General features: G+C 68.9%; 14 protein-coding genes and 1 tRNA gene. 11 read left to right on the top strand and 4 right to left on the bottom strand.

The genetic code is table 11. From position 1 onward, the window contains the following. The first annotated feature begins 11 nt into the window (after window positions 1–11). The 4 genes from kdsA to GDJ08_RS02370 all read left to right on the top strand — a co-directional run bounded on the left by kdsA (window position 12) and on the right by GDJ08_RS02370 (window position 2,458). Window positions 12–857 (top strand): 3-deoxy-8-phosphooctulonate synthase, encoded by an 846-nt coding sequence (gene kdsA / locus GDJ08_RS02385; protein ID WP_153164229.1) that lies wholly within the window; start codon window positions 12–14, stop codon window positions 855–857. A gap of 124 nt (window positions 858–981) precedes the next feature. Beyond that, a tRNA-Arg gene (locus GDJ08_RS02380) sits at window positions 982–1,058 on the top strand. 77 nt (window positions 1,059–1,135) lie between these two features. Beyond that, on the top strand, window positions 1,136–1,921 hold the full coding sequence (locus GDJ08_RS02375) for a DUF3011 domain-containing protein (RefSeq protein ID WP_229296426.1): 786 nt from the start codon (window positions 1,136–1,138) through the stop codon (window positions 1,919–1,921). 51 nt (window positions 1,922–1,972) lie between these two features. Continuing rightward, window positions 1,973–2,458, top strand: a complete 486-nt coding sequence (locus tag GDJ08_RS02370; RefSeq protein WP_153164228.1) for a hypothetical protein — start codon at window positions 1,973–1,975, stop codon at window positions 2,456–2,458. Between the two features lie 15 nt (window positions 2,459–2,473). Here GDJ08_RS02370 and GDJ08_RS02365 read toward each other — a convergent pair whose 3' ends face one another. After that, entirely contained in the window at window positions 2,474–2,965 is a 492-nt protein-coding gene (locus tag GDJ08_RS02365; protein ID WP_136003947.1) for a DUF6265 family protein, read from the bottom strand. A 360-nt stretch (window positions 2,966–3,325) separates the two neighbouring features. Next, complete coding sequence (locus GDJ08_RS02360) at window positions 3,326–3,670, bottom strand: hypothetical protein (RefSeq protein WP_017356216.1); 345 nt, start codon at window positions 3,668–3,670, stop codon at window positions 3,326–3,328. 170 nt (window positions 3,671–3,840) lie between these two features. Between GDJ08_RS02360 and GDJ08_RS02355 the strand changes: the two genes are divergently transcribed. Together GDJ08_RS02355 and GDJ08_RS02350 are read left to right on the top strand one after the other, a co-directional pair. Continuing rightward, a complete protein-coding gene (locus GDJ08_RS02355) occupies window positions 3,841–5,058 on the top strand; it encodes a chymotrypsin family serine protease (RefSeq protein ID WP_136003948.1) in 1,218 nt (405 codons plus the stop codon). A 209-nt stretch (window positions 5,059–5,267) separates the two neighbouring features. After that, the gene (locus tag GDJ08_RS02350; RefSeq protein WP_153164227.1) at window positions 5,268–5,717 is read left to right on the top strand and encodes a PA2169 family four-helix-bundle protein; all 450 of its coding nucleotides are present in this window, start codon (window positions 5,268–5,270) and stop codon (window positions 5,715–5,717) included. Between the two features lie 73 nt (window positions 5,718–5,790). Here GDJ08_RS02350 and GDJ08_RS02345 read toward each other — a convergent pair whose 3' ends face one another. Then, on the bottom strand, window positions 5,791–6,048 hold the full coding sequence (locus GDJ08_RS02345; protein WP_017356219.1) for a hypothetical protein: 258 nt from the start codon (window positions 6,046–6,048) through the stop codon (window positions 5,791–5,793). A gap of 219 nt (window positions 6,049–6,267) precedes the next feature. On the opposite strand from GDJ08_RS02345, the gene GDJ08_RS02340 reads away from it, so the two are divergent. Next, on the top strand, window positions 6,268–6,555 hold the full coding sequence (locus tag GDJ08_RS02340; RefSeq protein ID WP_017356220.1) for a hypothetical protein: 288 nt from the start codon (window positions 6,268–6,270) through the stop codon (window positions 6,553–6,555). 7 nt (window positions 6,556–6,562) lie between these two features. Here GDJ08_RS02340 and GDJ08_RS02335 read toward each other — a convergent pair whose 3' ends face one another. Beyond that, the gene (locus tag GDJ08_RS02335; protein WP_136003950.1) at window positions 6,563–7,042 is read right to left on the bottom strand and encodes a GNAT family N-acetyltransferase; all 480 of its coding nucleotides are present in this window, start codon (window positions 7,040–7,042) and stop codon (window positions 6,563–6,565) included. A 117-nt stretch (window positions 7,043–7,159) separates the two neighbouring features. On the opposite strand from GDJ08_RS02335, the gene GDJ08_RS02330 reads away from it, so the two are divergent. The 4 genes from GDJ08_RS02330 to GDJ08_RS02315 all read left to right on the top strand — a co-directional run bounded on the left by GDJ08_RS02330 (window position 7,160) and on the right by GDJ08_RS02315 (window position 12,707). After that, window positions 7,160–7,891 (top strand): helix-turn-helix transcriptional regulator, encoded by a 732-nt coding sequence (locus GDJ08_RS02330; protein WP_153164226.1) that lies wholly within the window; start codon window positions 7,160–7,162, stop codon window positions 7,889–7,891. A gap of 72 nt (window positions 7,892–7,963) precedes the next feature. Further along, entirely contained in the window at window positions 7,964–8,911 is a 948-nt protein-coding gene (locus GDJ08_RS02325; RefSeq protein ID WP_153164225.1) for a DMT family transporter, read from the top strand. Window positions 8,912–9,258: 347 nt separating this feature from the next. After that, complete coding sequence (gene thrA / locus GDJ08_RS02320; protein ID WP_165699752.1) at window positions 9,259–11,781, top strand: bifunctional aspartate kinase/homoserine dehydrogenase I; 2,523 nt, start codon at window positions 9,259–9,261, stop codon at window positions 11,779–11,781. Beyond that, the gene (locus GDJ08_RS02315) at window positions 11,778–12,707 is read left to right on the top strand and encodes a homoserine kinase (protein WP_153164224.1); all 930 of its coding nucleotides are present in this window, start codon (window positions 11,778–11,780) and stop codon (window positions 12,705–12,707) included. Before thrA ends, GDJ08_RS02315 begins: the two co-directional genes overlap by 4 nt. Window positions 12,708–12,737 lie beyond the last annotated feature (30 nt).

Below are 12,737 nucleotides of genomic sequence, written 5' to 3'. Positions count from 1 at the left end.
CAGGAATCTGAATGAACGTTACCGTTGCGGAAGGTGTTGTCGTCGGGAACCGTCTCCCGTTCGTGCTGTTTGGCGGCCTGAACGTGCTCGAAGACCTCGACTCGACCCTGCACGCGGCCGAGCACTTCACCACGGTCACGTCCCGGCTCGGCATCCCGTACGTGTTCAAGGCGTCGTTCGACAAGGCCAACCGCTCCTCGATCAAGTCCTTCCGCGGCGTGGGCCTGGACGAAGGCCTGCGCATCTTCGAGGAGGTCAAGCGCCGCTTCGGCGTGCCGGTGATCACCGACGTCCATGAGGTTGCCCAGGCCGCGCCGGTGGCAGACGTGGCGGACGTGCTGCAGATCCCCGCGTTCCTGGCGCGCCAGACCGATCTGGTGGTGGCCATCGCGCAGACCGGCCGTGCGGTCAACATCAAGAAGCCGCAGTTCCTCAGCCCCACCCAGATCACCCACATCGTCTCCAAGATCCGCGAAGCGGGCAACGAGAAGATCATCCTGTGCGAGCGCGGTGCGCAGTTCGGCTACGACAACCTGGTCGTGGACATGCTCGGCTTCCGCGAGATGATCGAATCCACCGGTGGCCTGCCGGCCATCTTCGATGTCACCCACAGCCTGCAGCGCCGCGACGCCGGCAGCGAGGCGTCCGGTGGCCGTCGGCGCCAGGTGGCCGAACTGGCCCGGTCGGGCATGGCGCTGGGCCTGGCCGGCCTGTTCCTGGAAGCCCACCGCGACCCGGACCACGCCCGCTGCGACGGCCCCAGCGCGCTGCCGCTGGCCGCCCTGGAACCGTTCCTGACCCAGATCAAGGCCGTGGACGACCTGGTCAAGGGCTTCCCGGAACTGGACATCCGCTGACCCGCGCCCACCCGCAGCGTGGCGACGGCCTTGGTCCTGCCGCTGAATGTGGGTATCCTTCACGGCTGCACGCGCGCCATGCCGCGTGCAGCCTGCGGCATCGCGGCACGCCCGCACCGCACATGGCCCCGTAGCTCAGCTGGATAGAGCGTCCCCCTCCTAAGGGGAAGGTCGCCCGTTCGAATCGGGCCGGGGTCACCATCTTCACGCCTATGGACACGGCCCGCGCCGGATCACACACTCGACCGGCGCGATCCCGCGCGTCCAGGAGGTCGCAGATGCCGTATCCCATTGGCCGGATGCTTGCCGTTCCCGTGGTGGTGGGTGCGCTGATGCTGCCGTTCTGCAGTCATGCCGCGATCCCGAGGGTGAATGCCGAGTGCCCGGGTGGCGTGCAGATCCACGCCGACGAGGGCGGTCCGGTCTATGTGGACGGCCGCGAGGCGGTGCTGAAGCGTTTCAGCGATACCTACTACGAGGCGCGTGACGAGAGGAGCGGGCTGAAGGTGTCGCTGAGCACCGGTGCGGACGGATCGGCGCAGGTGTCCTATACCGGCAGGGGCGGGGCCAACGGCGTGTGCCAGGTAACCACCGCCACTGGCGCCACGGCACCGGGGCATCGTCACCATGACGACGCGCGCCGCGATGACGGGGACGATGACAACCTGCCCAATCAGGTGACCTGCGAATCGGACGATCAGCGGCAGACGTCCTGCGACATGAACACACGTGGCACCGTGATCGTCGATCGCCAGCTCAGCCACGCCCGCTGCATCGAGGGGCAGACCTGGGGGCTTTCGCGTCACTCGGTGTGGGTGAGTGGTGGCTGCCGGGCGGTATTCCGCAATACGTCCGCGCCCACGCGTTCGTCTGCTGCCGCTGGCGGTGGCAACGCCTTGGCCGCCTGCAATGCCAGGAAGGGCGAGGACGGTGCGCTGGTGACCCAGGTGCCGGTCGGTGAGCGCTACATGGAAGTCATCGTCGACTATGCCGACGGACGCCATCTGTGCATGGTCGGCAACGACGGCACGGTGTCCAGCCTGACCCGCATGCGCCAGCGCTGACGTTCGATGCCCCGCGTGGCACTCTTCCCCGATGCGGTCAGGGAGTGGCTCATGATGAGATTCAACGGCGGTGTGCTGGGGGCGGCCTGTCTGCTGCTGGCTGCGTGCGCAACCGGTCCGAAGGCGTCGGACAACGCGATGTGCGCGCAGATCGACACGTGGGGAAAGGGACTGTCGCCCGGGCAGACAACCTCGGTGGAGCTGGTCCGCGGTGGCGTCTGGATGGTCAACCATTACAAGCGTTGCACGCACGCCGAGGGCGACCTCGCGGCCACGCGGTTCTGCGCCTGGCTGATGGACAACACGTCCACCGAGTTCATGGAATACAACGTCAACCGCGCGCTCGCCTGCCTGCAGGGGCAGCGCGTCGTGGGTTACCTGGGCAACACCGGCGTGGATGCCTGGTCGGGCACCGCACGGTTCACCCGGCTGACCGCGTCGGAGGATATGTTCCGGGTCGAGCTGCGCTATGCGCTCGACTACAGCGCGCCTTCGGAAGAGACCATGATGCAGCTGACACTGACGGCCCTGGACTGAGTTCCCGGCGCGACGTCAGCGCGGCAACGGCGCGGTGTCGCAGGCAACGCGGGTCATGGGGAAATCCACGGCCTTGCCAGGATCGCCGATAGCTCCTTCAATGCGCGCCAGCAGGCGGGTGTCGCCGTCGCGGCGGTAGATCACGCGCTGCGGGAAATCGTTGTCGAGGTTCTCGAAGCGGGCTTCCTCCGCACTGATCCGGATTGCACGGAACGCGGTGCGGTCCTGGCCGCCGGGCCAGGCGATGAACGCCAGCGCGCCGTCGTCTTGCCGGCGCAGTTGCATGAACTCGAAACCGACGGTGCGGCCGCCCTTGACGGTGCGGCCGATGCCGAACATCGTCCCGCCCGCGGGCGTGCTCCACTGCTCGCCGCTGCCAGCGTCGGCGCCGTCGCGCGCCCAGCAGCCGGCCAGCCACGCCAGAGGGGCCAGGTCCGATGCAGCCGGCGGGGCCGCCGATACGCCGGCCGCCGTGAGCAGTCCAAGGGTGAGCAGCGTTCTGCGCATGGTCGACGTCCCGCAGTGTGATCGGGGAAGTGTACGGCCGGATGCGTGTCCTCGCCCGTCGTTGACATGGCCAGGGCCATGCTCGGTGCTTCATTCCGCAGGAGTACCGCGCATGCGTGTCTTCGATGCCCACGCGCACGTCCGTGCCGGGTCACATGCCGTCGCGCAGGTGCCACAGCCCGGCCAGCCACCGACCGCGCCGCCGGCCCCGGTCGAAGAACCGATCCGGCAGGACCCGCCACCGCGTGAGCCGCCGAACGAAGTGCCCCCCGAGCGCGATCCGCCGCCTGACCCGCCGCCGCGCGAAGAGCCCCCCGGCGAGCAGCCGCCGGCCCCGCACGCAGCGCGGAGGTGCGCCGCCTAGTCGCGACGGGCGTGCGCGTCTGCGCGCGTGCGGCCGTTGCCGCGCAGTTCGGCGGTGACATCGTGAATCAGCCCGGCAACTTCGTTGGCCAGGCGGCGGCTGTCGGCGACCGAGCCGTAGAAGCGGATCGTCCGGCCCGACATGAGCACCCTGGCCAGGCCGAGCTCACCCTTGAGTGCTTCCACCTGGCGGCGAAAGACCACGAGCCACGGGGCCGAAGGTTCGACATCCAGCATCGCGGTGATCGCCTCGTCTTCCTCAGGATCGACATCGGCCTGGAGATCGGGCACGTCGAAGCCCAGCAGGCGCGGCGCGCTGCGGTCTGGATCGGGTGTGTTCATGCCGGCATGGTACGCGCTCCTGGACATGGGTGCCTGCCGGTTCTGCAATTGGTATCCCATTTCACATCTGGTGTGAGTGATAGGTTCTCTCTGCTGCACATGAAGGTGCAGGTTCACGAGGCCTGCGGCGGCGCCGTGGGCCTCATGACAACATCATGAGAGGACTGCAGATGAAACGGATGGCATGGCTGTTGATGGTGGCGGGCGTGGCAGGGTCGGGTGTGGCCGCTGCACAGGACGCGGAAACAGACGAGGAACTGGCGGTGGCGGTGAAGGCCTACATGGCCGGCCACGATCAGGTGACGATGGACGAGGCGGTACGCCGGCTGCAGGTCCAGGCTGAACTGGCTCCGTTCAGCGAGAATCTCCAGGGCGAGTTCGCCGAGCGGTTCACCGCGATCCGGCTGATGCACGCTCCCGACCAGTACATCCGCGTGGATCTCAAAGGCGATCGCCCGGTGCCGTCGCGGGTGATCCGCACGGCGAGCGGCGAGACGCGGGTGGAATTCCGTGTCGGACGCACCTTCACCCAGGAGGAGTTCCGCACACGGATCAAGGACACCGCCCCGTTGATCCGCAGCCTGATTCCGGGCGTATCGGGCATCACCGGCTTCGCGGGCGACAACCGCGTTGTGGTGAGTATCGAAGGCAATGCCGACGAGGCCGCCCGGTACGCGCGGGTGCTGCCGAAAATCGAGCGCGTATCCGGGTTGAAGGTGGAGCTGGAGCACTCGCAGGGCAGGGAAAGCAACGCGTCCAATGCCAGCGGCGGCGCGGTACTGCAGAACAATAATGACTACTGCACCACCGGCTTTGCCGTGCTGCACAAGGCCACCAACACCCGCGGCATCATCACCGCCGCGCACTGTCCGGATGCGCTGATCTACGGCAACTACGGCAGTACCCAGAACAACACCAAGGTGACCTTCCCGCTGACGTTCCAGAATGCCATTTTCGACGGCAGTCATGACGTGCAGTGGCACACCATCCCGGCGCCACACGGCGTGACGCAGGAAGTGTTCGGCAGTTCGAACAGCGAGTATGGCAAGCGCTCGATCATGTTCATGTATGCCGCACCGATGGAGGACTCAAACCTGTGCTTCCGTGGCGCGGTGTCCGGCTACAGCTGTGGCCGGGTGGTGTCGGTGACGCACGTACCCGAAGGCACCTGCGGGGCGAGCATCGCCTGCAACCCGGACTGGGTACGGGTGGAGGGCAGTGCACTGTCCTGTACCGGCGGCGACAGCGGTGCGGCGGTGTTCTGGCAGAACTCCGGCTTCGGCATCGTCAAGTCCGGCAAGTGGACCGGCGTCGGTGCAGGCAACTGCGACAGACTGACGGTGATGCCGTTCGGCCGTGTGTCCGCATTGGGCCTTCGCGGCCTGTAGTCCACGCCACACGGGAGCAGGGCGTGTTCGCCGCCGCGTGGAGGCGGCGAACACGTCTCCGGCACGCGGCGTGAACATGGTTCAGACGATGCGATGACGTGGCTGAATCGCAGGATTTTCGTGTCACGCGGGCATCATCTGCAATGCGGAAAAGTCATTCCACCCGAGCAACACCACGGGCTTCCCGGAACAGACTGGAGTACACCGCAGTGACTATTGAATCGAAGACCACGCACAGCTTGAACGACCTCATCGAGATTGCCCGCGACGGCAAGGCGTTCTACACCGAGGCGGCGGGCAAGGTCGAAGACGCCGAGCTTGCGGCGCTCTTCACCCGCATCGCCGGCGTCAAGGACGAGATCGTCCGTTCGCTGAGCACGACGGTGCTCGCCGCCGGTGGCAAGCCCGCCGATCACGGCACGTTCGTCGGCAGCATGCAGCAGTTCTACGGCAAGGTGCGTGCGACGCTGGGCGACACGCAGTATGGCTATGTCGCCGAACTGGAAGAGTCCGAAGACCGCCTGCTGAAGGCGTTCAAGGATGTACTGACCGATGCCGACACTCCGCCGGCTGCACGCGACCAGGTTCAGCGCCTGCTGCCGCAGGTGCAGGAATGCCATGCCGTGATGCGCGACCGCAAGCATGCGATGAAGCGCTGACCACACCGACGCCCGTCGTGGCGCACGGCGGGATGTCCAACGAAAACGCCCCGGCAGGCCTGCCGGGGCGTTTTCATTTGGCGCAGTCCGGATCGGCGCGAACGGTATCGGTCGCCTCCGCCGGGGGGGCCGGGTGTCGCAGCGCACTCACCCAGTCGAGCATCATGCAGTCGATCCGGGTGGCCTGCGCAGGCCACTGCCGTACCAGGTGCTCACGGATCAGGTCATACCGCGCCCACCGCTCCGCCTGGCGCATATCGCTACGCCAGAGCCGGGCGAGCGACTCGCGCGCGAACCTGAATTCCGCTTGCTGATGGGCAGTGGCGGGCATGGCGGCACGTGGTATCCAAGGGCTGCCGCGGGGGCGGCGTGGCGCACTGTGCGTCGATGCCGGAGAGGTTGCAACTACCGTTCGTCTGATTCCCGCGCCGGGTACGTGTTCATGAAGATCGACTGTCGGAAATCCGATGCCGGGGGCGTTACCGACGGTGACGTACGGGGGTGGGGGAATTGGTGCATACTCGGAACCAGAGACCGTTTTGGATCCCCTATGGAACACATGCGTTGGCTGACGCTTCGTCTTGGCAACAATCAATCCATCGGACCCAAGGCGCTGATGGACCTGTGGTCCAATGCGTGCGAGACAAACCAGTCCTCGGTGTCGCGTGAATCGCTGCCGGGCAAGTCCACCTCCTATGCCCTGCACGCGCCGACCTCGCTGGCCTATCCCAAGCGCGCCGAGCTGCGCATGCGCAAACTGCTTGAAGAGGCCGGTTACACCTTCACGCTGGGCTCGCTGGCCGATCGGCCGGCGCCGCAACCGGTGCGCTTCCGCTGATCCGGCCTCAGCCGGCGTCCGCAGCGAGCGGGCGCCACATGATGCGCACCGGTACGCCACTGGCGTGGCGGGTCGATTCCAGCCGTTGCCACCCATGCCGGGCGTACAGGCCGCCATCATCGACCTCGGTCTGCAGGTAGAGGTCGCGTACGCCCAACGCCGCGCCGCGCGCCACCAGCGCGTCGATCAGCGTCGCGGCCAGGCCGGTGCCACGGTGCGAGGGCGCCACGTACACGCCGCCCAGCCAGTGCAGGCGCTCTGGACGCTCGGTGCGTTCGTGGAACTTCAGTTGCGCGGCGCCGACAGGTACGTCGTTGTCCACCGCGACCAGCAGCAGCGGCAGTTCGTCTGCCTGCAGGAACACCTCGAGTCGCTGCTGCTCATCGGCGAGCGTGTGCCCGGGCACATGGCACCCCCACGTGTCGAAGTACCACTGGGCGAGGAGGGGCATCCATTCGGGATGCTCACTGAGGACGTAAAACTGCATCGTGGCACCTGCATGAATGGCCGCCCGACTATAGCACCGGCCCGGCTGGAACCGCCGCCGTTTGCGCACGGCTGACGCCGCGCCCACACTGGGTCGTGCCGCCCTACGATGTTCCCCATGTCCGCCTCGCCCGCCTTCCACCTCCGCAGCTACGGCACCACCTCCAGCGTGGACCGCCACGACTTCCTGCAATGGGTGCTGCCGGTGCGCGGCGATCTGGCGTTCGAGCTGGAGGGCAAGGGCGTCGTGCTGGACCGGGTGCTGGGCGCCTGTGTGGTGCCCGATGCCGGTCATGCGCAATGCGCGCGGGGCGACAACCGCTTCCTGATCGTGGACTGCCCGCAGGCGCTGCTGGACGATGATGACCTACAGGGGTGGCGGCGTCAGCCGCTCTTGGCGCTGTCGCGGCCGGTGCGCGCGCTGGTGGACGAGGCCGTTGCGCTGGGCGATGCACAGGGGCGGGTGGCGGCGTCGGTGGCGCGGCGCGGACTGCCGCTGCTGCTGCAGTCGTTCGGGCGGGCCGGCGGGCGCGCACGCCTGCATGCGTTGTGCGCCGCCATCGATGCCGAGCCGGGGCATGCGTGGCCGGTCGCGCGGATGGCGGCGCAGGCCGGTGTCAGCGGCAGCCGGCTGCATGCGCTGTTCCGCGAGGCGTTTGATCTGACGCCGCAGGCCTGGGTGGCAGCCAGCCGGCTGCGCTGGGCGCGTGCGCAGTTGGCCGGAAGCGATCTCCCGATCGCCCAGATCGCGGTGCAGGCCGGGTACTCCGAACAGAGTGCGCTGACCCGGGCATTGCGCCGCGAGTGTGGCGTCACGCCGACCGACGTGCGGCGCAACGCGCGGCAGTAGTTCCGGTCAAGACGGACAGGGGCGGCGTGCCTACACTGCCGCGTCCAGACTCTGCAGGGCCGCCACAGGCGCATGAATCGATCGATCGGATGGGGTATCGCCAATGGCATCGCAGCCGGTGCGCTGTGGGGCGTGGTGTTTCTGGCGCCGGCGATGCTGGCCAGCTTCCGCGCCGACCAGCTGTCGGCTGGCCGCTATCTGGTGTATGGGCTGATTGCGGTGGTGTTGCTGGCGCCACGCTGGCGGCAGCTGCGCGGCCGCCTGGGCATGGCCGAGTGGCGAGGCCTGCTGTGGCTCAGCCTGGCCGGCAACCTGGTCTACTTCCTGCTGCTGGCCACTGCCGTGCAGTGGGCCGGTGGCGCGGCGGCATCACTGATTGTCGGCCTGATTCCGGTGGTGGTCACCCTGGCCGGCGTACGCGAGGAGGGCGCAGTGCCGCTGCGCAGGTTGGCACCGGCGCTGCTGCTGTGCCTGTTCGGGGTGGCGCTGGTCGGCTACGAAGCGCTGCAGGCCGAACATGCGGAGGGGTCGGCCGCGCAACGTCTGCTCGGCCTGCTGTGTGCGATTGGCGCGCTGTTCTCGTGGGCGGTGTACTCGATTGGCAACAGCCGCTGGTTGGCGCGTCGTCCCGACCTGAGCGGGCATGACTGGTCGTTGCTCACCGGCGTGGCGACCGGTGCGCTGGCCCTGCTGCTGGTACCCACTGCCTTCTTCGCCGGGACGCCCGCGCACCCGCCGGCACAGTGGGGCCTGTTCTGGCTGGCCAGCGCCGGTGTGGCGGTGGTGGCCTCGGTGCTGGGCAATGCCTGCTGGAACCGGGCCAGCCGGCATCTGCCGCTGACGCTCACCGGGCAGATGATCGTGTTCGAGACCCTGTTCGCGCTGCTGTACGGATTCGCCTGGCAGCAACGCTGGCCCACGCACATGGAGGCGGTGGCGATCGTCTGCCTGGTCTCCGGCGTGCTGTTGTGCGCGCACGCGCATCGGCCGCCGCGGGCGGTGGCCGAGCACGCCGGCTGACCGCCAGGCCGCACGCTGCAAGGATGGTCACATTCGCAACCGTTTCGCCGAGGTTGCGTGGCGTTGGCCGCATCGGCTTTTTTGCAACGCAGCACTTGACAGTCGCGGGGCCGGCGTAGTTTTCTTGCCGCATGGACCTGCGTACCGCCACCGCCCTGACGTCGCTTCCCGCCTCTGCGGGTCGCCCGGTCGCGGCTGCCGGTACCACCACCATTACCACCGTCACCACTCGCCTGGTGCGGCCCGTCGTCTTCGCGTAATTTCCGAAAACCACGGCCCCGCACCCAGATCAGGTTGCGGGGGATGCCTTCAGCCTGAATGACGCGGGGCCTCGAATCGAGGTCAGCATGTCTTCTGCCGCCGTTCCCCCCTGTTCCGACGAAGCCCCTGTTGCTGCCGCGCCGTTGCGCGCGGTCACCGCGACCGTGGTCCACAAGTTCGGCGGTACCTCGGTCGCCGATGCCGAGCGCTACCGCCATGTCGCGCACCTGCTGCTGGCGCGCGAGGAGGCGACCCAGGTCACCGTGGTGTCGGCGATGAAGGGGGTCACCGACGCGCTGATCGCCCTGGCCGGGCTGGCCGCCGACAACGCGCCCACCTGGCGGGACCACTGGCACGACCTGCGCGCGCGGCACCGCGGGGCGGCCGTGGCGCTGCTGGGCGAGCATGCCGGTGCGACCGTGGAATGGCTGGATGCGCGTTTCGACCAGTTGGCCGAAGTGCTGGGCGCGCTGGCAGTGATCGGTGAGCTGCCGGCCGAAGTGCTCGACCGGGTGCAGGGCCTGGGTGAGGTGTACTCGGCGCATCTGCTTGGGCACTACCTTCAGGCTTCCGGCGTGGCGTGCGAGGTGCTGGATGCGCGCGACGTGCTGGTGGTCGACCGCGGCGAACTGGGCGTGGATGTGGACTGGGCCGTCAGCGCCCAGCGCCTGCAGCAGTGGCGGGTGGCGCACCCGGCTCCCCGCGTGGTGGCCACCGGCTTTGTCGCTCGCGATCGGCGCGACCGCGTAACCACTCTCGGCCGCAACGGCAGCGACTACTCCGGTGCCATTTTCGCCGCGCTGTTCAATGCCGATGAACTGCACATCTGGACCGATGTGGATGGTGTGCTGTCGGCCGATCCGCGCGTTGTCCCCGAAGCCGTGCAGCTGGAGGCGCTGAGCTACGACGAGGCCTGCGAACTGGCCTATTTCGGCGCCAAGGTGGTGCATCCGCAGACGATGTCGCCGGCCATCGAGCGCGGCTTGCCGATCATCATCCGCAACACGTTCCGGCCCGATCATCCGGGGACGCGGATCACGGCCGAGCGCACCGCGTCCGGCCCGATCAAAGGCCTGACACTGAGTCCGGATCTGGCGGTGCTGAACCTGGAAGGCACTGGCCTGATCGGCGTGCCGGGCACCGCCGAGCGCGTGTTCGCGGCACTGCGCAACGCGCACGTATCGGTGGTGATGATCTCGCAGGGCTCGTCCGAACACTCGATCTGCTGCGTGGTCCGGCAGGCCGAAGTGGCCCGTGGACGCGATGCGCTGCTGCACGCGTTCGCCCATGAGCTGAGCCTGGGCCAGGTGCAGCGCGTGCAGGTCACCGACAACGTGAGCGTGCTGGCAGCGGTCGGCGACGGCATGGCCGGGCAGCCCGGCGTGGCCGCGCGGCTCTTCGAGTCGCTCGGCCGCGCGCAGGTCAACATTCTGGCGATCGCGCAGGGCTCGTCCGAGCGCAACATCTCGGTGGCGGTGGACAGCCGGCACGCCACCAAGGCGCTGCGTGCGGCACACGCCGGCTTCTGGCTGTCGCCGCAGACCTTCGCGGTCGGCGTGATCGGCCCCGGCAACGTCGGCGCAGCGCTGCTGGACCAGTTGCAGGGTGCGCAGGCGTCGTTGCTGGGCCGGACCAACCTGGACCTGCGGCTGCGGGCGGTGGCCTCGCGCAGCCGGATGCTGCTGGATCCGCGCAGCCTGCAGGGGCCGTGGCGCCAGGCGTTGTCGGCCGGCGGCGTGCCCAGCGACCTGGACGCCTTTACTGCGCATCTGCTGTCGGCGCACCTGCCGCATGCGGTCATCATCGACTGCAGTGGCAGCGCAGACGTTGCCGACCGCTACGCCGGCTGGCTGGCGGCCGGCATCCACGTGGTCACGCCGAACAAGCAGGCCGGCGCCGGCTCGCTGGCGCGCTATCACGCCATCCGCGACGCCGCCGCCGCCAGCGGTGCGCGCTTCCGTTACGAAGCCACGGTCGGCGCCGGGCTGCCGGTGATTACCACGCTGCGCGACCTGGTCGATACCGGCGACGAAGTGCTGGCCATCGACGGCATCTTCTCCGGCACGCTGGCGTGGCTGTTCAACAAGTACGACGGGCAGGTACCGTTCTCGGCGCTGGTGGAGCAGGCGCGCGGAATGGGCTACACCGAGCCGGACCCGCGCGATGATCTGTCCGGTGTCGACGTCGCGCGGAAGCTGGTGATCCTCGCACGCGAAGCGGGGCGCGAGCTGAGCCTGGCGCAGGTGCAGGTGGAGAGTCTGGTGCCCGAAGCGCTGCGCCAGACCAGCGTGGAGGGTTTCATGGCCGGGCTGGGCGCAGTGGATGCGGTGTTCGCCGAGCGCCTGGCGCAGGCGCGGGCGCGCGGGGCGGTGCTGCGCTACGTGGCGCGGCTGTCGGCGGAGGGCGCGGCGGTGGGGCTGGTCGAACTGCCGGCGGGGCACGCGTTCGCAGGCCTGCGGCTCACCGACAACGTGGTGCAGTTCACCACGCGACGCTACTGCGACAACCCGCTGGTGGTGCAGGGGCCGGGGGCCGGGCCGGACGTGACGGCGGCAGGCGTGTTCGCCGATCTGCTGCGCGTGGCCGCCGGTGAAGGAGCGCGCCTGTGAGCGCAGGCACGGACCAGGCCCGGGCGTTCTCACCGGCGTCGGTCGGCAACGCGGCCGTCGGCTTCGACATTCTCGGCCATGCCATTGCCGGCATAGGCGATACCGTGACGGTGCGGCGGATCGATGCGCCCGAGGTGCGCATCGCGGCCATCCGCGGCACCCCGTTCGACCTGCCGTTGCGCGCCGAAGACAACACCGCCGGAGCCGCCCTGATCGCGCTGCGCGAGGCACTGGCGCTGCCGTTCGGTTTCGCGGTGGAGATCGACAAGGGCATCGCGCTGGGCTCGGGCATGGGCGGTTCGGCCGCATCGTGCGTGGCCGCGCTGGTGGCCGCCAACGCGCTGCTGGCGGTGCCGCTGGCGCGCGAGGCGCTGTATCCGTTCGCGTTGACCGGCGAGGCGGTGGCCAGCGGCGGCCGCCACGGCGACAACCTTGGCCCGATGCTGCTGGGCGGGGTGGTGCTGAGCACCGCCGACCGGCTGGTGCCGGTGCCGGTGCCGGCGGGGTGGCACAGCCTGCTGGTCCATCCCGAGGCGGTGCTGGAAACCCGGCGCGCACGCGCGGCCCTGCAGGGCGCCTACGCGCTGTCGGAGTTTGTCGCGCAGAGCGCCAACCTCGCGCTGGTCCTCAGCGGTTGCTACACCGGCGACGCGACGCTGGTGCGCGCCGGGCTGCGCGATGTGCTGGTCGAGCCGCGTCGTGCCGGGCTGATCGGCGGCTTCCACGCCGCCCGCGATGCGGCGCTGGCGGCCGATGCGATGGGGGCGAGCATTTCCGGTGCCGGTCCCAGCGTGTTCGCCTGGTTCGAAGATGCCGCTGCGGCGCAGGCCGCGCAGGCGGCGGTGCAGCAGGCGTTCGCCAATGCCGGGTTCGACAGCCAGGCCTGGGTGTCACCGTTGAACGCGCCCGGCGCGCATCTGCTGTGAGCGCCGCGATCCTCTCCCTTTCCCCAGGAT

It is taken from the genome of Stenotrophomonas nematodicola (genome assembly GCF_009467805.1).
In the GTDB taxonomy this organism is placed as follows: Bacteria; Pseudomonadota; Gammaproteobacteria; order Xanthomonadales; family Xanthomonadaceae; genus Stenotrophomonas; species Stenotrophomonas nematodicola.
Note: the sequence above shows the minus strand (reverse complement) of the source record. Positions and strands in the feature narration are given on the sequence as shown.

What these genes read in the sequence shown, in the direction of transcription:
- kdsA (WP_153164229.1), top strand. Translation starts at nt 12, where the DNA reads ATGAACGTTACCGTTGCGGAAGGTGTTGTCGTCGGGAACCGTCTCCCG.
- GDJ08_RS02375 (WP_229296426.1), top strand. Translation starts at nt 1,136, where the DNA reads ATGCCGTATCCCATTGGCCGGATGCTTGCCGTTCCCGTGGTGGTGGGT.
- GDJ08_RS02370 (WP_153164228.1), top strand. Translation starts at nt 1,973, where the DNA reads ATGATGAGATTCAACGGCGGTGTGCTGGGGGCGGCCTGTCTGCTGCTG.
- GDJ08_RS02365 (WP_136003947.1), bottom strand. Translation starts at nt 2,965, where the DNA reads ATGCGCAGAACGCTGCTCACCCTTGGACTGCTCACGGCGGCCGGCGTA.
- GDJ08_RS02360 (WP_017356216.1), bottom strand. Translation starts at nt 3,670, where the DNA reads ATGAACACACCCGATCCAGACCGCAGCGCGCCGCGCCTGCTGGGCTTC.
- GDJ08_RS02355 (WP_136003948.1), top strand. Translation starts at nt 3,841, where the DNA reads ATGAAACGGATGGCATGGCTGTTGATGGTGGCGGGCGTGGCAGGGTCG.
- GDJ08_RS02345 (WP_017356219.1), bottom strand. Translation starts at nt 6,048, where the DNA reads ATGCCCGCCACTGCCCATCAGCAAGCGGAATTCAGGTTCGCGCGCGAG.
- GDJ08_RS02340 (WP_017356220.1), top strand. Translation starts at nt 6,268, where the DNA reads ATGGAACACATGCGTTGGCTGACGCTTCGTCTTGGCAACAATCAATCC.
- GDJ08_RS02335 (WP_136003950.1), bottom strand. Translation starts at nt 7,042, where the DNA reads ATGCAGTTTTACGTCCTCAGTGAGCATCCCGAATGGATGCCCCTCCTC.
- GDJ08_RS02330 (WP_153164226.1), top strand. Translation starts at nt 7,160, where the DNA reads ATGTCCGCCTCGCCCGCCTTCCACCTCCGCAGCTACGGCACCACCTCC.
- GDJ08_RS02325 (WP_153164225.1), top strand. Translation starts at nt 7,964, where the DNA reads ATGAATCGATCGATCGGATGGGGTATCGCCAATGGCATCGCAGCCGGT.
- thrA (WP_165699752.1), top strand. Translation starts at nt 9,259, where the DNA reads ATGTCTTCTGCCGCCGTTCCCCCCTGTTCCGACGAAGCCCCTGTTGCT.